Origin of the sequence: Azospirillum cavernae, assembly GCF_003590795.1 — a bacterium.
GTDB lineage: Bacteria > Pseudomonadota > Alphaproteobacteria > Azospirillales > Azospirillaceae > Azospirillum > Azospirillum cavernae.
Genome location: NZ_QYUL01000005.1, coordinates 79,924 through 100,000, shown reverse-complemented (window position 1 = coordinate 100,000; position 20,077 = coordinate 79,924). Strand labels below are relative to the sequence as shown.

At 64.4% G+C, this 20,077-nt stretch carries 17 protein-coding genes (1 of these 17 cut by a window edge); 6 read left to right on the top strand and 11 right to left on the bottom strand.

All coding sequences use genetic code 11. The features are described from left to right. The 4 genes in view from D3877_RS25970 to D3877_RS25955 are tightly spaced (at most 54 nt apart) and all read right to left on the bottom strand, a layout consistent with a single transcriptional unit that may run on beyond the window. On the bottom strand, positions 1-618 hold the 5' portion of the coding sequence (locus D3877_RS25970; RefSeq protein ID WP_119833710.1) for a sulfate/molybdate ABC transporter ATP-binding protein. Its footprint begins 420 nt before the window's first position; the window shows 618 of its 1,038 coding nt (coding positions 1-618); the start codon lies at positions 616-618; its stop codon lies off the left edge, out of view. Positions 619-631: 13 nt separating this feature from the next. After that, the gene (cysW, locus tag D3877_RS25965; RefSeq protein ID WP_119833709.1) at positions 632-1,486 is read right to left on the bottom strand and encodes a sulfate ABC transporter permease subunit CysW; all 855 of its coding nucleotides are present in this window, start codon (positions 1,484-1,486) and stop codon (positions 632-634) included. Then, entirely contained in the window at positions 1,476-2,312 is an 837-nt protein-coding gene (gene cysT / locus D3877_RS25960; protein ID WP_274379649.1) for a sulfate ABC transporter permease subunit CysT, read from the bottom strand. The genes cysW and cysT overlap by 11 nt, the downstream gene beginning before the upstream one ends. 54 nt (positions 2,313-2,366) lie before the next feature. Beyond that, positions 2,367-3,380, bottom strand: coding sequence for a sulfate ABC transporter substrate-binding protein (locus tag D3877_RS25955; protein WP_119833707.1), 1,014 nt, complete (start codon positions 3,378-3,380; stop codon positions 2,367-2,369). 294 nt (positions 3,381-3,674) lie between these two features. Here D3877_RS25955 and D3877_RS25950 point away from each other — a divergent pair, with 294 nt between their 5' ends. Beyond that, on the top strand, positions 3,675-4,811 hold the full coding sequence (locus D3877_RS25950; RefSeq protein ID WP_119833706.1) for a Fic family protein: 1,137 nt from the start codon (positions 3,675-3,677) through the stop codon (positions 4,809-4,811). A gap of 22 nt (positions 4,812-4,833) precedes the next feature. On the opposite strand, the gene D3877_RS25945 is transcribed toward D3877_RS25950, so the two are convergent. Then, positions 4,834-5,286, bottom strand: coding sequence for an RrF2 family transcriptional regulator (locus tag D3877_RS25945; RefSeq protein ID WP_119833705.1), 453 nt, complete (start codon positions 5,284-5,286; stop codon positions 4,834-4,836). A gap of 196 nt (positions 5,287-5,482) precedes the next feature. Here D3877_RS25945 and D3877_RS25940 point away from each other — a divergent pair, with 196 nt between their 5' ends. Then, complete coding sequence (locus D3877_RS25940; protein ID WP_119833704.1) at positions 5,483-6,115, top strand: MBL fold metallo-hydrolase; 633 nt, start codon at positions 5,483-5,485, stop codon at positions 6,113-6,115. An 18-nt stretch (positions 6,116-6,133) separates the two neighbouring features. Here the strand turns inward: D3877_RS25940 and D3877_RS25935 are convergent, their stop codons facing one another. Together D3877_RS25935 and D3877_RS25930 are read right to left on the bottom strand one after the other, a co-directional pair. Then, complete coding sequence (locus tag D3877_RS25935; protein ID WP_119833703.1) at positions 6,134-6,955, bottom strand: ParB/RepB/Spo0J family partition protein; 822 nt, start codon at positions 6,953-6,955, stop codon at positions 6,134-6,136. Between the two features lie 117 nt (positions 6,956-7,072). Further along, entirely contained in the window at positions 7,073-9,223 is a 2,151-nt protein-coding gene (locus D3877_RS25930; RefSeq protein WP_147395299.1) for a methyl-accepting chemotaxis protein, read from the bottom strand. A gap of 341 nt (positions 9,224-9,564) precedes the next feature. Here D3877_RS25930 and D3877_RS25925 point away from each other — a divergent pair, with 341 nt between their 5' ends. From D3877_RS25925 to D3877_RS25915, 3 genes are all read left to right on the top strand, one after another. After that, positions 9,565-10,041, top strand: coding sequence for a class I SAM-dependent methyltransferase (locus tag D3877_RS25925; RefSeq protein ID WP_238475092.1), 477 nt, complete (start codon positions 9,565-9,567; stop codon positions 10,039-10,041). Between the two features lie 3 nt (positions 10,042-10,044). Continuing rightward, positions 10,045-11,367 carry a class I SAM-dependent methyltransferase gene (locus D3877_RS25920; RefSeq protein ID WP_119833700.1) on the top strand — a complete coding sequence of 441 codons (1,323 nt, stop codon included), beginning with the start codon at positions 10,045-10,047 and terminating at the stop codon, positions 11,365-11,367. Positions 11,368-11,465: 98 nt separating this feature from the next. Then, positions 11,466-11,828, top strand: coding sequence for a methylglyoxal synthase (locus D3877_RS25915; protein WP_238475091.1), 363 nt, complete (start codon positions 11,466-11,468; stop codon positions 11,826-11,828). 51 nt (positions 11,829-11,879) lie between these two features. Here the strand turns inward: D3877_RS25915 and D3877_RS25910 are convergent, their stop codons facing one another. Beyond that, positions 11,880-12,551 carry a TetR/AcrR family transcriptional regulator gene (locus D3877_RS25910; RefSeq protein WP_119833698.1) on the bottom strand — a complete coding sequence of 224 codons (672 nt, stop codon included), beginning with the start codon at positions 12,549-12,551 and terminating at the stop codon, positions 11,880-11,882. A 218-nt stretch (positions 12,552-12,769) separates the two neighbouring features. On the opposite strand from D3877_RS25910, the gene D3877_RS25905 reads away from it, so the two are divergent. Continuing rightward, positions 12,770-13,615, top strand: a complete 846-nt coding sequence (locus tag D3877_RS25905) for an MlaA family lipoprotein (protein WP_158600012.1) — start codon at positions 12,770-12,772, stop codon at positions 13,613-13,615. A 110-nt stretch (positions 13,616-13,725) separates the two neighbouring features. On the opposite strand, the gene D3877_RS25900 is transcribed toward D3877_RS25905, so the two are convergent. From D3877_RS25900 to D3877_RS25890, 3 genes are all read right to left on the bottom strand, one after another. Continuing rightward, positions 13,726-15,894 (bottom strand): malate synthase G, encoded by a 2,169-nt coding sequence (locus D3877_RS25900; protein WP_119833696.1) that lies wholly within the window; start codon positions 15,892-15,894, stop codon positions 13,726-13,728. A 168-nt stretch (positions 15,895-16,062) separates the two neighbouring features. Continuing rightward, on the bottom strand, positions 16,063-18,930 hold the full coding sequence (gene polA, locus D3877_RS25895) for a DNA polymerase I (protein ID WP_119833695.1): 2,868 nt from the start codon (positions 18,928-18,930) through the stop codon (positions 16,063-16,065). A gap of 119 nt (positions 18,931-19,049) precedes the next feature. Then, positions 19,050-19,979: a dihydrodipicolinate synthase family protein gene (locus D3877_RS25890; protein ID WP_119833694.1), complete on the bottom strand. Its 930-nt coding sequence runs from the start codon at positions 19,977-19,979 to the stop codon at positions 19,050-19,052. Positions 19,980-20,077 lie beyond the last annotated feature (98 nt).

Genomic DNA, 20,077 nt, shown 5'->3' with positions numbered 1-20,077 from the left:
GCGATCGGCAAGCTCCAAGGCTTCCTCCTGGTCGTGGGTGACGAAGACCGAGGTGATGTGAATCTCGTCGTGCAGCTTGCGCAGCCAACGCCGCAGCTCCTTGCGGACCTTGGCGTCGAGCGCGCCGAACGGCTCATCGAGCAACAGGACCTTCGGCTCAATCGCCAAGGCGCGGGCCAACGCCACGCGCTGGCGCTGACCGCCCGACAATTGCGCCGGGTAGCGATCCGCAAAATGGCCGAGTTGAACCAATTCCAGAAGCTCGGAGACGCGGCGCTTGATCTCCGCGTTGGGCAGACGCTGCGCGCGCGGGCGGACCTTCAGGCCGAAGGCCACATTGTCGAACACGGTCATGTGGCGGAACAGGGCGTAATGCTGAAACACGAAGCCGACCTGACGGTCGCGCGGCTTCAGCCCCAACGCCTCTTCCCCGTTCAATTGCAGGCTGCCCGCGTCCGGGCTTTCCAGCCCGGCCATGATCCGCAGCAGCGTGGTCTTCCCCGACCCCGAGGGGCCGAGCAGAGCCAGAAGCTCCCCCGACCGCACCTCAAGATCGACCGAGTCGAGCGCGCGATAAGACCCGAATTGCTTGGTGATGCCCGAAACCTGGATCGCCATCGACGTCGAACCCCTACTTGTGCCGTGTGGCCGCCAGCTCGGCCCCGAAGCGCCATTCCAGCGCCGACTTCGCCACCAAGGTGACGAGAGCGAGCATGGCCAGCACCGAGGCCACCGCGAAGGCGGCGACGAAGTTGTATTCGTTGTAAAGAATTTCGACGTGCAGCGGCATCGTGTTGGTGTAGCCCCGGATGTGACCGGACACCACCGACACGGCGCCAAATTCGCCCATCGCGCGGGCGTTGCACAGCAAAACGCCGTACAAAAGCCCCCATTTGATGTTGGGCAGCGTCACCCGCCAGAAGGTTTGCCAACCGCCGGCGCCCAGCACCAAGGCGGCCTCCTCCTCCTCCGTTCCCTGCTCCTGCATCAGCGGAATCAACTCGCGGGCGACGAAGGGGAAGGTGACGAAGATGGTGGCCAGCACCAAACCCGGCACGGCGAAGATGATCTGGATGCCTTGAGCCTTCAGAAACGGACCAATGGCCCCGTTCAGGCCGAACAACAGCACATAGATCAGGCCTGAAATGACCGGCGACACCGAAAAAGGCAGGTCAATCAAGGTGATGAGGAGGTTTTTCCCGTAAAAATCGAATTTGGCGACGCACCAGGAGGCCGCAACGCCAAACACCAAATTGGCCGGGACGGCGATGGCCGCGACGATCAACGTCAGCTTGATCGCCTCCAACGCGTCTTCATCCACCAGCGCCGTCCAATAGGCGCCGACGCCACGCCGCAGCGCCTCGGCGAAAACGGCGACCAACGGCAACAGCAGGAACAAAGCCAGGAAGGCCAAGGCGGTGGCGATCAACAGCCGACGCATCCACGCCGGATCGCTCAGCGCCGAAGCCGAGGAGCTAGCGGGCATGACGCGACCTCATCCAATGTTGCAGAATGTTGAGAATCAGCAGCATGACGAAGGACACCAACAGCATCGACGCGCCAACCGCCGCCGCGCCCGCATAATCATACTGTTCCAGCTTGATGACGATCAGCAACGGCAGGATCTCCGTCAGGCCGGGCATGTTCCCGGCGATGAAGATCACCGATCCATATTCGCCAACGCCACGCGCGAAGGACAGGGCAAAGCCCGTGACCAGTGCGGGGAGGACAGCCGGAAACACCACCTGCCAAAAGGTTTGCCCGCGCGTCGCGCCGAGTGAGACCGCAGCCTCTTCCTCCTCCGGCGGCAATTCCTGAAGGATCGGTTGCACCGTGCGCACAACGAAAGGCAGGCCGACAAAGGTCAAGGCGATGGCGATGCCGATGGGGGTGAAAGCGACCTTCAGCCCAAACAGCTCGTTCAGCGGCTTGCCCACCCAGCCGTTCGGCGCGTAGAGCGCGCTGAGCGCGATGCCCGCCACCGCCGTCGGCAGAGCGAAGGGCAGATCGACCAGCGCGTCGACCAGCCGTTTGCCCGGAAATTCGTAACGCACCAACACCCAGGCGACGATGAAGCCGAACACCGCGTTGACCGCCGCCGCCGCCAGCGACAGGCCGAAACTGACCTCGAACGCGGCGAACACGCGCGGGGTCAACACCGCGCCCCAAAAGCCGTACCAACCCAGACCACTGGCCTTGGCGATCAAGGCGCCCAAGGGCAACAGCACGATGACGCCAAGATAGCTGAGCGTGAAGCCCAGCGTCAGGCCAAAGCCGGGAAGCACGCTTGGTTTCTTCAGGATGGACGTCACCGCGCTCCCCTTTTCGGGGAACGCGACGTCGGCAGAAGAGGTTGCGACCACGGGTCAGCGGCCCTTCTGATAAATCTGGTCGAAGACGCCGCCATCCGCGAAATGCTTCTCCTGAGTGGGACGCCAGCCGCCGAAGGTCTGGTCGATCGTCACCAGCTTAACATTCGCGAAGCGTCCCGCATACTGGCTCGCCAACTCCGGCAACCGGGGGCGGTAAAAGTTCTTGGCGGCGATCTCCTGGCCCTCGCGGGTGTAGAGGAATTGCAGATACGCCTCCGCCACCTTGCGGGTCCCTTTGCGGTCCACCACCGAATCGACCACCGCGACGGGGGGTTCGGCCAGGATCGACAGGCTGGGGACGACGATCTCGAACTTGTCGGCGCCAAATTCCTGAAGCGACAGATAGGCCTCATTCTCCCAGGCCAGCAGAACATCGCCCAACTCGCGCTGGGTGAAGGTCACGGTCGAGCCACGGGCGCCGCTGTCGAGAACCGGCACATTCTTGAAGAGCTGGCCGACGAACTCCTTGGCCTTGGCCTCGTCGTTGCCGTTCTTGTCCAACGCGTAGGCCCAGGCCGCCAAATAATTCCAGCGCGCGCCCCCCGACGTCTTCGGGTTCGGCGTGATGACCGCGACGCCCGGCTTGACCAGATCGTTCCAGTCCTTGATCGCCTTGGGATTGCCCTTGCGAACCAGGAACACGATGGTCGAGGTGTAGGGCGCGCTGTTGTTGGGCAGGCGCGCCTGCCAGTTCTTCGCCACCAGGCCGGTGTCGGCGATGGCGTCAATGTCATAGCCCAGCGCCAACGTCACCACGTCGGCGTCAAGCCCGTCGATCACCGACCGCGCCTGCTTGCCGGAACCGCCATGCGATTGCTTGACGCGGAGCTTTTGGCCGGTTTCGCTCTGCCATTTTTTTGCGAAGGCTTGGTTGAAATCGACGTACAATTCGCGCGTCGGATCATAGGACACATTCAGCAGCGTGTCTTGGGCGTCAGCGGCGGCAACACCCAGCCAAGCCAGCGTCAAGCCTGCGGCGAGGAGGGACAGGCGGCGACGGAACGACATCGGTGTCTCCTTCAATGGAACCCACAGACCACAGTATTTACATGGAATGTGCGTTAGCTCATTTCTATTTCGTCCGTAGACATTGCCAAACCACAGGGTTGGTGAAAAGCGCTTTTTTCCGAAAAAAGCGAGAAGAAACCAAGGATCAGGCATAAGGTGCTGTTTTTATTGGATATAAATTTTACGCCCGCCAAATGCGATGAACGGCCTTCAGCACGCTGTATTTTACAATGAAACTTATCAAAGAAATTGGTATCATCGGATGGATCGTCGGCGCACGCAGGCCAATCCACGATGCTGTCCCCTGCCCTTCTCACCGCCCTTCTGGAAGCTGAGCGCGCTCTGGGCCGCTTGGCGGAAGCCTGTCATGAACCAGAACGGCGCCGCCGCTTGTGGGCCGACGCCGCCCGACGTGAAGCCTGCGCCGCCGCCCGCCTGGACGGGATCATGATTGATCCCACCGATTTCCTCATCGCCACCGTGAATCCCGATCTGGCGCCAACGGTTGATCGCCCCGCCGCGATGTGCGCCCACGCGCTGTGGCAAGGCGCACGCTTCGCCCAAGGCGTCCGGGACGCCGGCGCCCTTCACGCCCGCGCGCGGACTCCGGTCCGTGGTCCCAGCCGCAGCGCCGCCGCCGACGCTTGGCGCGCGGTGGCCGCCCTGGAAGGTCACGCCGACACGGACAGCGCCAGCGACACGCTCCCCGACGCGAAAGACCCGCCGGAGTCGGACGGCTCCGCCACGCCCGCCCCCTGGACGTTGGGCTGGATCGAGGCGTCCTGGCGGATACTTGAAGCGGACCTGTCCGGACGCGATCCAATGCGTCTCAGCCTGTCCGTCGAACGGGAGGCGGAGGCCATGGCCCTGCTCAACCGACTGGATCAAGCGGGCGAGGCCCCGGCCTTGTTGGGAGGGATCGGGCTGTTGGCCGAGTTGCTGCGCCCGCCGCCGGATTTGCGCACGCCCGGTTGGCTGCGCCCAACGGCCCGCCTGCTGGCCCCGCTCGCCATCGCCCGCAACTGCCGCCTGCCGGGTCTCTGGCTGCCCCTGTCCACCAGTGTGTGGAGCGACCGGACGGCGGCGGCCATCGCCGTTCGCGACAGCGGAGACGGCTGGCGGCTCTGGTTGACCGACATGATCGCCGAAACCGCGCGGCGGGAACGGCAACGGCTGGCCACGCTGGATCAGACGGCGCAATCCTGGCGCCGCCGTCTGGGCGACCGCCGCCGCAACTCACGCCTGCCCATGGTGATCGACGGCCTGTTTGAACGCCCCGCCTTCACCGTGCGTCATTTGCAAAAACGGCTGGGAACCACCTTCCGGGGGGCGCAACTGCTGGTCAATGATCTGGAGGATGCTGGCGTTTTGCGCGAAGTGACCAACCGCGCGCTGGACCGGGTGTTCGTCGCGGTCGAATTGCTGCCGTGACGCCGCCCTCGGCCCCTCCCGGTCAAATGTCGAAATTCAGCGCCAGCCCCCCAGTCGTTTGACGGTGCCGCAGCGCGTCGGCCAGCGTGCAATTGTCGAGCACGTCGGCGGTCGCGTCGCGCACCTGCACCATCAGCCAACGCACCGAGCAGGCGTCTGGATCGCCGCAATCATCGCAGGGCTTGAAGGAAAATTTGCTGGCGCAGGGAATCGGGGCCAAATGACCGTCAATCAGCCGAATCACCTCGCCAAAGGAAATATCCGCCGCCAAACGCGCCAACCGATAGCCGCCGCTCTTGCCCCGCTTGGCGAACAACAGGCCGTGTTTGCGCAACTCGACCAAGATGGCTTCCAGAAACTTGCGGGGGATGTTTTCCCGTTCCGCAATGTCGGCGATCAGAACCAAACCATCATCCGGCTGTTCGGCCAGCATGATGAGCGCGCGAAGCGCGTATTTGGCTTTCTGCGTCAGCATTCCGGCAGAACCCGCTTCCAAAAAGTGATTTCACAGAATTAAGGAGGTCAACTCACGCGACGCGCAGCCTTCCTCTGGACAATACTGGCTTTCCAACCGCAAGGCGAGCGTCACGCATCGCCTTGCCCCGGCTTGCGCGCGCGCGTTAAGGTCCGCCGTCTTCCATGGCTGCGTTTCAGCGACAAAGGGCACGGGTATGCAATACGTCATCGTTCCGGTCACGCCGTTTCAACAGAACTGCACGGTTCTCTGGTGCCCCGAAACGATGAAGGGCGCCGCCGTGGATCCGGGCGGCGATCTCGACCGGATTCTCCGCGCCGCCGAGACCAAGGGAGTCACGCTGGAGAAGATCCTCGTCACCCACGGCCACATCGATCACGCCGGCGCCGTCGCCGATCTGGCCGACAAGCTGTCCTTGCCCATCGAAGGGCCGCAGCGCGAGGATCAGTTCTGGATCGACGGCATGCCGATGCAAAGCAAGATGTTCGGCTTTCCGCCGGTGCGCTCCTTCACGCCCGACCGCTGGCTGGAGGATGGCGACACCGTGACGGTGGGCAATCTGACGCTGGACGTCCGCCATTGCCCCGGCCACACCCCCGGCCATGTCGTGTTCATCCACCGCCCGAGCAAGCTCGCCATCGTCGGCGACGTTCTGTTCCAGGGATCCATCGGGCGCACCGATTTCCCCAAGGGGAACCATGGCGACTTGATCGCCTCGATCAAAGAACGCCTGTTCCCCTACGGCGACGACATCGCCTTCATCCCCGGCCATGGGCCGATGTCGACTTTTGGCGAGGAACGCCTCTACAACCCGTTCCTAACGGACTGACCGCGCCCCGTCGCGCGATCAGTCGATCTCGGTATCCTCGCCCAGCAGCAGATCGATCCGACGCCGCAGCACCATCAGTTCCCGGCGTTGGGTGTCGTCGATGTAGGCGCGGTGGTCGCGCGGGTCGCCCAAACGCTGGGTGGCCCGGCGCAGCGCGTCGAGAAAGCGCCCAACCGCCGACAGCGCGCGCAGGCTTGGCTCCTTCGTCGTGTCCTTGCGGTCCCGCGCCTCCCGCACCGTGTCGCTTCCCTCCTTCACCTGTTCCCACAGGGCCATTTGATCGGCCAGATCCTTGATCCAGGCAATTTCGATGAGGGTGGAACGCGAGACGTCGCGATGCGACGTCGCATAATCGCGCTTGATCGCTTCGGGCAGGCTGTTCAGGCGCAGCGTGTGGCTGATGTTGCTCTGGCTTTTGCCGATGATGCGGCCAAGCTGCTCTTGCGTGTAGCCGTAGCGGTCCATCAGCCGAGCCAACGCCTCGGCCAGTTCCAGCGCGTCAAGATCGACCCGCTGGACATTCTCGACCAAGGCCAATTCATCGGCGTTGCCCGACGTAATCAAGGCGTGGACGGTCGCCAGCCCCAACATCTCATGGGCGCGCAAGCGCCGCTCACCCGCGATCAGGCGACAGCCGCCGACCACCTCCTGCACCAAAATCGGCTGTTTCAAGCCGTAATGGGCGATGGAATCGGCGAGGCTGCGCATCTCCTCCTCGTCGAAACGCTGCCGGGGCTGGTTGGAGTTGCGCAGGATGCGGGCGACGTCAAGCTCGACCAGACGAGGCGGCTTGTTCTTGTCATCGAACAGATCGGCGCTGCTGGGGACGGGCGTTGGCATGACGGCGGTTCCTATCCGACGAACGGGCTGGGACGGTGCCTTGCCCGGCGCCGTCCTGTCAACAACCCGTCCGCCCCCAACGGGGACCGCGTCACGCGGCTCCATCACGCCGCCCCATCACGCCGCCTTGATGTCGGCCAGGAACTGCTCGATCTCGCTGCGCAGGTGGCCTGCCTGACGGGTCAGATCCTGCGAGGAGGTCAGCACCTCATTCGCCACCGTCTTGGTCGTGTCCGCCGCCTTGGCCACGCCGTCGATGATCGAGGTGACGGATTGCGTCGCCTTGGCCGCCTGTTGAGCGTTGGCGGCGATTTCCATCGTCGCGGTTCCCTGCTCCTCGATGGCGTTGGAGACGACGCCGGAGATGCGGCCCATGTCCTCGATCACCGTGACGATCTGGCCGATGGCCGCCGCCGCCCCTTCCGTGACCGATTGCATGGTGGAGATCTGGCCGGAGATTTCCTCCGTCGCCTTGCCGGTCTGGTTGGCGAGGCTCTTCACCTCGCTGGCCACGACGGCGAAGCCCTTGCCCGCCTCGCCCGCGCGGGCCGCCTCGATGGTCGCGTTCAGCGCCAGCAGGTTGGTTTGCGCGGCGATGTCGTGAATCAGTTGGACCACCGCGCCGATGCGGTTGGCGGTGTCCACCACCACCCGCATGGTTTCGCCCGCCTGCGCCGCCGCGCCGACCGCCGCCTGGGTGATCCGGCTGGATTCGTCGATGTGCCGCCCAATGTCGCCAATCGACGCGCGGAGTTGGTTCGCCGCCGAGGCCACGGTGCCGACGTTCGACGCCGTCTGATCCGCCGCCGCCGCGACGTTGGTCGCCTCGTGCAGAGTCTTGTCGGCCCCGTCGCTCATCGACCGGGCCGTCGTTTCCAGACCGCCCGCCGCCACCGTCACCGCGCGAACGATGCCGCCAACCCGCGAGTCGAAGGTCTGGGTCACATGCTCCAACCGCTTGGTGCGCTCTTCACGCAGGGCGCGGACGCGATCCTGCTCGGCGTGCAAGGCGTCGGCCTTGATGAGCGCGTCCTTGAAAACCTGCATGGCCCCGGCCATCCGACCGATTTCGTCGGTGCGTTCACGCGCTGGAACGTCAAGCTGCCGCTCGCCGTCAGCCAAACGCTGCATCGCGTCGCTCATCTCCGACAATGGGCGGGTGATGCCGCGCGCGAACAGAACGCCGCCCAACGACACCAGCAGCACAAGACCGGCGCCCGCCAGAAGCATCTGGTTGCGCATGCTGACGACGGGGGCCAGGATCTCGTCCACCGACGCCTCCGCCAGCACGGTCCAACGCAGGGCGCCGTGCTTCATCGCGTGATAGGCGGTGAGCGCCGGGCCGGTTCCGCTGACGTTCCCCGCCTCGACCACGCCAATCTGGTCGCTGTCTGAGGCGATGACCGCCGCCGCGCCGCCGACATACGGCTTCAGCACCGCCATTTCGCTGGAAAAACGCGGCGTGCTGCGGAGCTTGCCATCCGCTCCCAGCAGGAACGTGTCGCCGGTGTCGCCCATGCCGTCCGTGCTGCGCATGATCCGGTCAACCCCGTTGGGCTGAAGCCGGAAGGCCAGAACCGCCAGCGTCTGCACGCCGCCGTCAGGCTGTTGCAAAACCACCGGACTGGCCAAAAACGCCGACGGCATGCCGCCCGCCAGCGCGTAGGCGGTGAAATCCAAAACGCGCGCCGTACCCGGCTTGGGTTCGCGCTTCATCTCCGCCAACAGCGGGCCAAGCGCGGTGTCATTCGCCGATTTGCCAAAATCATCGCCCTTGGCGGCGCTGTACAAAACCGTGCCGTCGGGCGTCAGAACCAGCACATCGGCCAGCCCCCGCCGCAGCATCAAATCCATCATCCAGGAATGCAGACGAAGATGCGCCATGTCGTACATGGTGCTGCCTTCGGGCTTCTCCAGCTTGTAGCGTTCCGCCGCCGGGTGAGGGTTGTCCTCGACATAGCGTTTGCGCAGCATGGCCCCCGGCTCGCCCCGGTCGGCTTCGATCCGCCAACCATTGTTCAGGGCGACCACGGCGTCGCGCATTGAACGGGTGTTCGCCGTCAAGACGACGTCGCCCTCCAACCCTTCGATGTAGGATTGCACGCTGGACGCGCGCGCGTTGGCCAAAGCCACCAGTTTTTCTTGCGCCGCCGTGCGCAAGCGGTCGGTCGCCGCCCAATAGGCGAAACTTCCCAACAGAACCGCCGACAACACCGCCGAAGCAACCAAAGCACAGGGAATTTTATGCCGCAGAAGAAGGCTATTCAAGGTTGCACCCTCCCGGAGAATTACTGCACCGGCTGCCCCGGTTTTGTGAACAGTCTGTCATTGCATGAGCGGATTGAAAAGAGTGAAGACAATCATGTCAGCCAATCGTTAACGCGGGGTCGGACAACCCCATGACGGTTTTGTTAAACGATCGTTCAAAATCCATTGCGCTGGCGCAATGAAACGCATGTCGGTAGAAAGGGGGAATGAAAACCCGGTTCCCCTGGGGTGGAGGTCAGTCGATGTCCCTTGCAGACCGCAAGCTCTTCGTCGAGCGATGGATTCGCTCTCCTCTGAAAGTTGCGTCGGTGACGCCAAGCGGGACCGAATTGTGTCGCGCCATGGCGAAAGCCGCCGGTTCCGGCCCGACACGCCGGGTGGTGGAGCTTGGTCCGGGCACCGGCCCCGTCACCGCCGCGCTGCGGGACCAGGGCGTCACCGCCGACAATTTGTTGATGATCGAGCTGGATCCGGCCTTCGCCGGGCATCTCGCCGCGCTTCATCCCGGCGCTGGCGTCATCCAGGGCGATGCGACTCGGATCCAGCGGATCGTTCACGATCATGGTTGGTCGCATTGCGACAGCGTGGTGTCCGGCCTGCCGTTGATCGCCATGCCGCTGTCGGTGCAGGCGCGAATCGTGCGCGGGGCCTTTTCCGTGCTGGCGCCCGGCGGGGTTTTCGTGCAATTCACCTACGGCCCGTTTGCCCCGATCAATCCTGAACTGATCCGGCGGTTGCGCCTGAAACCGCACCGCCACAGCTGGATTGCCCGGAACCTGCCGCCGGCCTCCGTTTGGACCTTCCACCGCTTGCCGTGATCCGTGACCGCTGCTGATTTGGTGTTTGACGAGGCGCGCGCCCTGATCGACGCGCGCCGCCATCGGGTGGCGATCCGCCGCCTGAAAGACCACGCCCCGGACGGGGTGACGCGCGACCGCCTGCTTGGGCTGGCTTACGTCGGCCACCGCGCGCCCGCCGCCGGGTTGGCGCATCTGCGCCGGGCGATGATGATCGCCCCGGACGATTCCGAGACGCTGCGCGCGCTGGCCCACGCCCAACAGGCCGCCAACGCCCCCTTTCACGCGGTTTTGTGGTTCGAGCGGCTGGCCCGGCTCGCCCCTCGCACACCCGGCATCCGCGCCGCCCTGGCCGGAGCCTACCGCCGCGACGCCCGTTACCACGACGCGCTGGCCGTCACCCGTCAGGCGTTGAGCGAGGGCGAACGCAGCCTGGATTTGCTGTTCGAGACGGCGACCAGCCAAGCCTGCCTTGGCCAGGACGCCGAGGCGCTGGCCAGCTTCCACGCCCTGCTGGCCGACGACCCGGAACACGCCGCCGGTTGGTTCGGCAGCCACGCCCAGGCGATGCACAGCCTTGGCCCGGAGGAGGCGTTGCGCCGCCTGCGCCGCTCCACCCGCTGCGGCGGGGCCAACGGCAAATATTGGGCCTTCGTCTGCGCCCTGCTGCTTTTGCTGGACCGCGCCGAGGAGGCGGAGGCCGTCGCCGCCGAACAGATCGGCGACAACCCCAAACGCCGCCCGCTGGTCGACGGCGTCCGCGCCCTGTTGCCCCACCGCGCCGCCGACCTGCGGCTGTTCGGCAGCAGCGCCCGCCTGCTGCGCCACGCGCTGGCCCAAGCGGCGACGCCCGGCCTGGTGCTGGAATTCGGCGTCCGGCGCGGCACGTCGCTGGACCACATCGCCGCCGCCGCTGGGCAGGAGGTCCACGGCTTCGATTCGTTCGAGGGGCTGCCGGAGGGTTGGGTCAACACTCCCGCTGGCGTGCTGACCACCGGCCTGCAACTGCCGGACGTGCGGCCCAACGCCCGCCTGCATGTCGGCTGGTTCGACGACAGCTTGCCGCCCTTTTTGGCCGCTCATCCGGGGCCGGTGCGTTTCGTCAACATCGACAGCGACATCTACAGTTCAGCATGCACCGTGCTGACCGCGCTGGCCGACCGCATTCGCCCCGGCAGCGTTCTGGTGTTCGACGAGTATATCGGCAACCACAGTTGGCGGGAGGACGAACACCGCGCCTTCCAGGAGTTCGTCGCCGCCCATCGGGTTGGTTACGAGTGTTTCGCCGTCAGCCCCTTCACCAAACAGGTCGCGATACGGATTCTCTCCATCGGCGGCGCGGCGTAGCAGCCCGCTGTTACAAAGTTTCCACTTCCAGCCTTTGACTTCTCATTCCTTGCCGAATGCGGTAGTTTGTCGCGGTTTTTCGCTGGAGGATTCCCGCCGTGCAGGCTGCCTTGATTTCCCACGACCGTCTGAAGCCGCAATTCGTCGAGTGGGTGGTCCGTCACCGGCTGGCCTTGCAGCCGCACACCCTGTTCGCCACGGGCACCACCGGCGGCCTCATCAAAGAAGCCTGCCCGGAGTTGAATCTGACCCCGTTGAAAAGCGGCCCCTTGGGCGGCGATCAGCAGATCGGCGCGATGATCTGTGAGGGCAACATCCACGCCATGTTCTTCTTCATCGACCCGCTGACCCCGATGCCGCACGACGTGGACGTGAAGGCCCTGATCCGCCTGACCGCGCTCTACAACATCCCAACCGCGCTGAACGAGGCGACGGCGGATCGGGTCATCGCTGGGTTTTGATGAGAGGGTTGCGCTCGCCGTCCTATGTTTTGATCTGCCGCAGCAAGCGGCTCAGTCTCTGACAGCACCACGCAAAAACAGCGCGACGGTCTTGCGAACATGGTCCTGCCGAGCCTGTGCGCTCATCGGTGGCCCTCCGAGCAGAGCCTTGCGAAGCGGATTGCCGATCACCGCTTGAACAAATTGATGGGTGAGGAAATCGACATCATTGATGTCCAACACCCCTTGTTCCGCGAAACGAAGGATGATGCGGCGGATGGGGTGGCCCCGGTCAGAAGGGGCGTCCTGGTGCATGCTCGCGCACAATTCGGGCAGACGAGCCGCCTCGGAAAACACAATGCGATGAAATGCGACGGACTGCGGTGAAAGCACAACGTTCAGCAGGAAGCTTCCTGCCTCCGTAAGCGCGTCCGAAGGGTTTTGATTGTTCTCGCCAATCGCCGCCATCGCGGAACGGCTTTGTTCACTCATGCGAAGCGCCACAGCCTGAAACAGCGCGTCCTTATCTCCAAAGCGACGGTAAAGAGTCAGCTTTCCAATGCCCGCGCTTGCTGCGATGGCCTCAATGCTGGTTTCGCCGTACCCATGTTTCGTGAACAATTCGGTGGCGACATCAAGAATACGGCCATGCAATTGCTCAGCCTCCTTGAGCGTTGGCCGTCCCCCATGGGGCCGCTTTGATCCCTCTAAATCTTCTGATCGCGCTTTCTTATCTTGCTTCATCGCTGCTCTCTAACATGGTCGGCTCCAGAATATCGGCCCGGCAGACTTCTCCATCTTGCTTTTTAGCATGGGAGCATATCGAGCCCAATTAACAAAACGATACCGTTGCGTTTTATTTTTGTCCGCGATACGTTCGTCGGCATGTCTGTGATGACGCTGTTGGCGACACCAAAACAAACCCAGTTGCGCAAAGCCCCATGTTGAAAAGGAATTTCCCAATGAAACCACGGATCTTCAGCGATTCTTCGTCAACAGCAAAGCTGTTGTCGGCGACCGCCTACATCCCCCGAAGCGCCACGCTCCTATCGCTTTTGGTCCTTGCCGCTTGCGCTCAAGTCCCGACTGAACCGGCCGCTCTAGCCGCCTACAATGAAGCAAATGATCCCGCTGAACCAATCAACCGAACCGTGTTCTCCGCCAACCAATGGGTCGACCGCAATGCGTTGCGCCCCGTAGCCGAAGTCTACCAGGATTATGTTCCAAACGATGTCCGCAAACGCTTTCGCAATTTCAGCCTCAATCTGAAGGAGCCAAGCGTTTTGGTGAATGACTTGCTACAGGCAAACTTCACCCGCGCTTGGAACACAACACAGCGTTTTGCCGTGAACACCACAGTCGGTGGTGCTGGCTTGTTCGATGTGGCGACCGATTGGGATCTTCCTCATCACAGCGCCGATCTTGGACAAACCTTTGGGGTGTGGGAGATGGGACCAGGACCAAGCGTTCAAATGCCACTGTTCGGTCCATCAAACACGCGTGACGCCGCTGGCATGGTGGCCGGATTTTTCGTAAACCCGCTCGGCTTTGTGCCCGGAAACGCATTGCAGACCGTTCAGATGGCCAGCATGGGCGTCGGTGTTGTGGACCAGAGGGCAGAAACGTTGAGCTTGACCGATGGATTGGAAAAGAACTCGGTTGATTATTACGCCACATTGCGCAGCATGCAAACCCAACGCCGCGCCGCCTTTGTTGAAGACGGCAAAGCCGGGAAACTGACGCCGCGTGTGAACGTCGGCCCTGTAACGCCAACGCCACCTGAAATGTTGCCCCCCGACAAACTTTGAAGCCGCTTCAGCCCCCGCCGCTCCATACGTCAGAGCCACCAAAAACAGGAACGCCCCTGCTCTTCTTCCAAAGAACAGGGGCGTCCCACATCATGCTAAACAGACGAAACTTACGCCGCTGACGCCGCCGCTTTCACCTGACGGCGGCGGGCGTGCAGGACCGGCTCGGTGTAGCCGTTCGGTTGGACGCGGCCCTTGAACACGAGGTCGCACGCCGCCTGGAAGGCGACGCTGGTCTCGAAATTCCCGGCCATCGGGGTGTAGAGCGGATCACCGGCGTTCTGGCCATCGACCACGGCGGCCATGCGCTTCATCGTCTCCATCACCTGGGCTTCAGTGCAGATTCCGTGATGCAGCCAGTTGGCGATGTGCTGGCTGGAGATGCGCAGGGTGGCGCGGTCTTCCATCAGCCCGACATTGTGGATGTCCGGCACCTTGGAGCAGCCGACGCCCTGATCGACCCAACGGACGACGTAGCCCAGAATGCCCTGGGCGTTGTTGTCCAGCTCCTGACGGATTTCCTCTTCCGACCAGTTGGGGCGGTCGGCCAGCGGCAAGGTCAGGATGTCGGACAGGGCGGCGGCCTGCCGGGCGGCAAGCTGGTCCTGCACCGAGGCGACGTTGACCGCGTGGTAATGGGTGGCGTGCAGGATGGCGGCGGTCGGCGACGGCACCCAGGCGGTGTTGGCCCCCGCCTTGGGATGGCCGATCTTGGCGACCAGCATGTCGGCCATCAGGTCGGGCATCGCCCACATGCCCTTGCCGATCTGCGCGCGGCCCTTCAGACCAGCCCGCAAGCCGACATCGACGTTGTTGTCCTCATAGGCCCCAATCCACTTGGCGGCCTTCATCGCCGCCTTGCGGACGACGGGACCGGCCTCCATCGAGGTGTGGATCTCGTCGCCGGTGCGGTCGAGGAAGCCGGTGTTGATGAAAACGACCCGATCCTTGGCGGCGCGGATGCATTCCTTGAGGTTGACGGTGGTGCGCCGCTCCTCGTCCATGATGCCGATTTTCAGCGTGAAGCGGGTCAGGCCGAGCAGATCCTCGACGCGCCCGAACAGCTCGCTGGTGAAGGCGACCTCCTCCGGCCCGTGCATCTTCGGCTTGACGATGTAGACCGAACCGGCCCGGCTGTTGCGCAGTTTGCCCGTTCCCTTCAGATCGTGCAGCGCGATCAGCGAGGTGAAAATGCCGTCGAGGATGCCTTCCGGCGCCTCGCTTCCGTCCGACAGCTTGACCGCGTCGTTGGTCATCAGATGGCCGACGTTGCGGATCAGCAGCAGGCTGCGGCCATGCAGGGTCCGCGTGCCGGTCGCCGTGCTGTAGACGCGGTCCGGGTTCAGCGACCGGACCACCGTCTTGGCGCCCTTGTCGAAGCTGGCCTCCAGCGTGCCCTTCATCAGGCCCAGCCAGTTGCGGTAGGCGCCGACCTTGTCCTCGGCATCCACGGCGGCGACGGAATCCTCGCAATCCTGGATGGTCGAGAGGGCGGCCTCCAGCACGACATCGGCGACGCCCGCCGGATCGGTCTTGCCGATCAGGTGGTTGCGGTCGATGCGGATGTCGATGTGGGTGCCGTTCTGCACCAGCAGGATCGACGAGGGCGACGCCGCGTCGCCCTGCCAGCCGACCAGCGCGGCGGGATCCTTCAGACCAACCGTGCGGTGATCCTTCAGCGTGGCGACCAGCGCGCCGTCCACGATGGCGTAGGCGCTGACGTCGGCGTGCGAATCCTCGGCCAACGGCACGGCGTCGTCCAGGAAGCGGCGCGCCCAGGCGATCACGTCGGCCCCGCGTTCGGCGTCATAGCCGCCCGCCGCCGCCTTGCCAGGAATGGCGTCGGTGCCATAGAGCGCGTCGTACAGGCTGCCCCAACGGGCGTTGGCGGCGTTCAGCGCGTAGCGGGCGTTGGTGATGGGAACCACCAACTGCGGCCCGGCCAGCCGGGCGATTTCGTCATCGACGTTGGCGGTGTCGATGGTGAAATCCGGCCCTTCGGGGACCAGATAGCCGATCTCGCGCAGGAAGGACTCATACTCGGCGGCGTCGAGCGTCTGACCGCGACGGGCGACGTGCCAGGCGTCGATCTTGGCCTGGATGGCGTCGCGCGTGGCCAGCAGCGCGCGGTTGCGCGGGGCCAGATCATGCAGCAGCGTGTCCACCCCGGCCCAGAAGGCGCCGGAGTCGATCCCGGTTCCGGGCAGCGCCTCGGTCTCGATGAAATCATTCAGGGCTTGGGCGACGTCCAGGCCGCCGCGACGGATCCAGGTGCTCATCTCGTTGCGTGTCCCATTCTCTTGTGCGCTCGGTTCGCAGGCCCCTCTGTGGGAGCCTTTGCGCAAAGTTATTGCGTAATCCGCTTCGCGTGGTCAACAGAATGTCGCAGCGCAAAAAGTATGAGACCGCCCGCCCAAACGGCCCTTGCGTCGCCGATAAAAAGCCGTTCAGTGCGCCTCGCCCCAATTGCTTCCGATGCCCGCCTCGGCCACCAGGGGAACGCTGAAGCTGGCCGCGCCCTCCATGACCGCGCGCACCAGGGCGGCGGCCTGTTCGGCTTCGGCCTCCGGGACTTCGAACAGCAATTCGTCGTGCACCTGCAACAGCATTTGCGCGTGGCTGCCCGCCGCCGCCAGCGCGGCGGGAACCCGGTTCATCGCCCGCTTCATGATGTCGGCGGCGGTGCCTTGGATCGGCGCGTTGATCGCTTGCCGTTCGGCGAAGGCCCGGCGGGCCGGGTTCTTGTCCTGAATGCCCGGCATGTAGCAGCGCCGCCCGAACAGGGTTTCGACATAGCCATGGTCGCGGGCGAAGCTCTTGGTCGCCTCCATCCAGACCTTCAACTCGTGGAAACGCTCCAGATAGGTCTTGATGAAGCTGTTCGCCTCGCCCGGCGTGATGCCAAGCTGACGGCTGAGGCCGAAGCCGGAAATGCCGTAGATGATGCCGAAATTGATCGCCTTGGCCTTGCGGCGGATGTCCGGGGTCATCTGGTCGAGCGGCACGCCAAACACCTGGGCCGCCGTCGCCGCGTGAATGTCCAGCCCATCGCGGAAGGCGTCCTTCAACGCCTGGATGTTGGCCATTTCAGCGACCAGCCGCAATTCGATCTGCGAGTAATCGACGCTGATGAGCCGGTTGCCGGGCGCGGCGATGAAGGCGCGCCGGATCTTTTTCCCTTCCTCGGTGCGGATCGGGATGTTTTGCAGGTTGGGGTCGGTCGAGGACAGGCGCCCGGTGTTGGTCGCCGCCAGCGCGAAGGCGGTGTGGACGCGGCCCGTCAGCGCCTCGATCTTTTCCTGCAAGGCGTCGGTGTAGGTGCTTTTCAGCTTGGCGAGTTGCCGCCAATCCAGCACGCGCTGGGCGATGCTGTGGCCCTGCTCGGCCAGCTCCTCCAGCACGCTGGAATCGGTGGAATAGGCCCCGGTCTTGCCCTTTTTGCCAGCGCCAAGCTTCATCACGTCGAACAGGATTTCACCAAGCTGCTTGGGCGAGCCGATGTTGAAGCTCTGCCCGGCGAGCTGGTGGACGTCCTTTTCAATCTCGACCAGCCGCACCGCCAGATCCTGCGACAGGCGTTTCAGCGCGTCCTGATCCAGCCGCACGCCCGCCCGTTCCATGTCGGCGATGATCGGCACCAGCGGACGGTCGAGCGTCTCATAAACCGTGACCATCCGCGCTTCGACCAGCCGGGGCTTCAGCAGGGTCCACAGCCGCAGCGTGATGTCGGCGTCCTCCGCCGCGTAGTCGAGCGCCTTGTCGAGCGGCACCTGATCGAAGGTGATCTGGGTTTTGCCGGTCCCGCAGACCTCCTTGAAGGAAATCGGCGTGTAGGCGAGGTGCAGTTCCGCCAACTCGTCCATGCCATGGCCGTGCGCGCCGCCGTCAAGCGCGTAGGAGATCAACATGCTGTCGTCGATCGGCGAGACGGTCACGCCGTTCCGGGCGAACAATTGATGGTCGAATTTGAAATTGTGGCCGACCTTGAGGATCGCCGGATCCTCCAGCATGCCCTTCAACGCCGCCATCAGGTCGGCGGTCGGGATTTGCTTGGGCGGCGGCGGGGCGTCGAAATCAAGCTGACCGGCGGCGGCCGCCGCGCTGCCATGGGCGAGCGGGATGTAGCAGGCCAGTCCCGGCGCGGTGGACAGCGAAACGCCGACCAGAGTCGCGGTGGCCGGGGTCAGGCTGTTGGTTTCGGTGTCCACGGCGATGACGCCGCTGGCTTGCGCCCGCCGCACCCAGACCTCCAGCGCCGCCAGATCCTGGACCAATTCATAGCGCTTTTCGACCGTCGCCGTCGGCTGCGGAGCGACCACCCCATCGGCATCCACCGCGCCGGGGGTGGCGGGCGAGGCCGGAAGACCGGCGTCGGCGATGCGCCCGTCGCGCTTCATCTCCATCTCGACGCGGGCGACGATGCTGCGGAAGCCCTGAGCCTTGAGGAAGTCGATGAGCCGACGATGGTCGGGTTCGCGGACGCGCAGATCCTCCAGCGGTTTGGGCTGCGGCGCGTTGGCCTCCAACTGGACCAGACGGCGCGACACGCGGGCTTGGTCGGCGAACTCAATCAGCTTCTGGCGGCGGGCGGGCTGCTTGATCTTCTCGGCGTTGGCCAGCAGCGTGTCGAGGTCGCCATATTCGGTGATGAGCTGGGCGGCGGTCTTCACGCCGATGCCGGGAACGCCCGGCACATTGTCCACGCTGTCCCCGGCCAGCGCCTGAACGTCCACCACCTTGTCGGGTTGAACACCGAACTTCTCGAACACCTCGTCGGGGCCGATGTGCTTGTTCTTCATCGGGTCGTACATGGCGACGCCCGGCCCGACGAGCTGCATCAGATCCTTGTCCGACGACACGATGGTGACGGGACGCCCGGCCTCCTGCGCCAAACGGGCGTAGGTGGCGATCAAATCATCGGCCTCATAGCCGTCCAGCTCCAGGCTGGGCAGGCAAAAGGCGTCGGTCGCCTCGCGGATCAAGGCGAATTGGGGCTTCAGCTCCTCCGGCGTTTCGGGCCGGTGGGCCTTGTAATCGGGGTAGAACTCGTTGCGGAAGTTCAGCCGGGCGCTGTCGAACACCACGGCCACCGCCTCCGCCTTCACGTCGGCCAGCAGCTTCAGCAGCATGTTGGAGAAACCGAGCACCGCGTTGACCGGCGTGCCGTCGGGCCGCGTCATCATCGGCAAGGCGTGGAACGCCCGGAAGATGAAGCCCGAGCCGTCCACCAGATACAGGCCGCTGCGGTCAGGCGCGGCGGCGCCGTCCAGGTCAGCGGTGGGGGCGGGGGCGGTCGTTCCGGTGCTGTCGGTCATGATGCTCTCGTGTCCATCCTTGCGGGCGTTACCATCGCCGAAGGCGGCACGGGAGTCGAGCGGCTATGACCAACGACCGGGGCGCGACCAGGGCGCGACCGCTCCCGTCTGTTCCTGCGTCAGCCCGCGAAGGCGCGGTCGGCGGCCAGCAGGGTGTGCGCGGCGACGCGGATCTGCTCCAGCAACGCCGGGTCGGTGATGTTGGAGAACATTGGCAGCATCGGCCCCATGTCGGCCACGCCGGACAGCGTCACCGCTTCGTGCAGAACGCGGATCGGCGACGAGCCGTCGCGCAAATCTTCCAGGGGCAGGAAATGCTCGCGCAAGGTCGCCGCGCGGGCGACGTCGCCGGATTTCAGCGCCCGCAGGATCGCCATCGACAGGTTGGGGGCGACGCAGATCGAGCCGGAGGTGAAGCCGGTCAGGCCGAACTTCGGCAGATGGTCCAAGACCGGACGCTCGCCGATGCCGCTGACGACGTAAGACTTGTCCACCGCGTCAAGGATGCGGCTGAGATAGGAATCCTCCGCCGGGTTTTCCCGCACCACCGCGTATTTGACCGAACAAATCACCCCGTCGCGGATCAACGCGGCCAGCGAGTCCGGCGCGATGTAATTGTCGGACTTCACATAGGCGGTCAGCGGGCGCTGGGCGCGTTCGGCCACCCGCGCGATGGCGGTCGCCACCCCGGCGGGGGTCGCGCCGAAGCTCATCGGCAGCATCATCGCGGTCGGGAAATCGAACTCGCGCAGGATGGCCGCCTGATCCATCGCCTTGCCGTAATCAGGGCCAAGCGAGGGGATCATCCAAGTGTCGGGGCCGGCGATCTCGCGCAGCATCGCCAGCAGATGGGGAAACTCGCTGACGCCGGTGTTGTAGAGGTTGGCGTTGCCGCCATAGAGCAGGGTGGAGACGCCGCCCTGTTCCAGATGGCGGACCAGCTTGCGGTTTTCGTCCGCGTTCAGCGACAGATCGGCGTTGCGCGCCAAGGGCGGCACCGCAATGACCGACCGTTCGAGATCGGCCCGCGTGACGGCAGTCGTCTTCACCTCAATCCTCCTACGTGCGACGTCGTGAAAGCAGCGTCCAAAGCGTTAAAAGGTATGACAACATCCTTGTTGTCTGACAAGTTAAAAGCGCGACAACC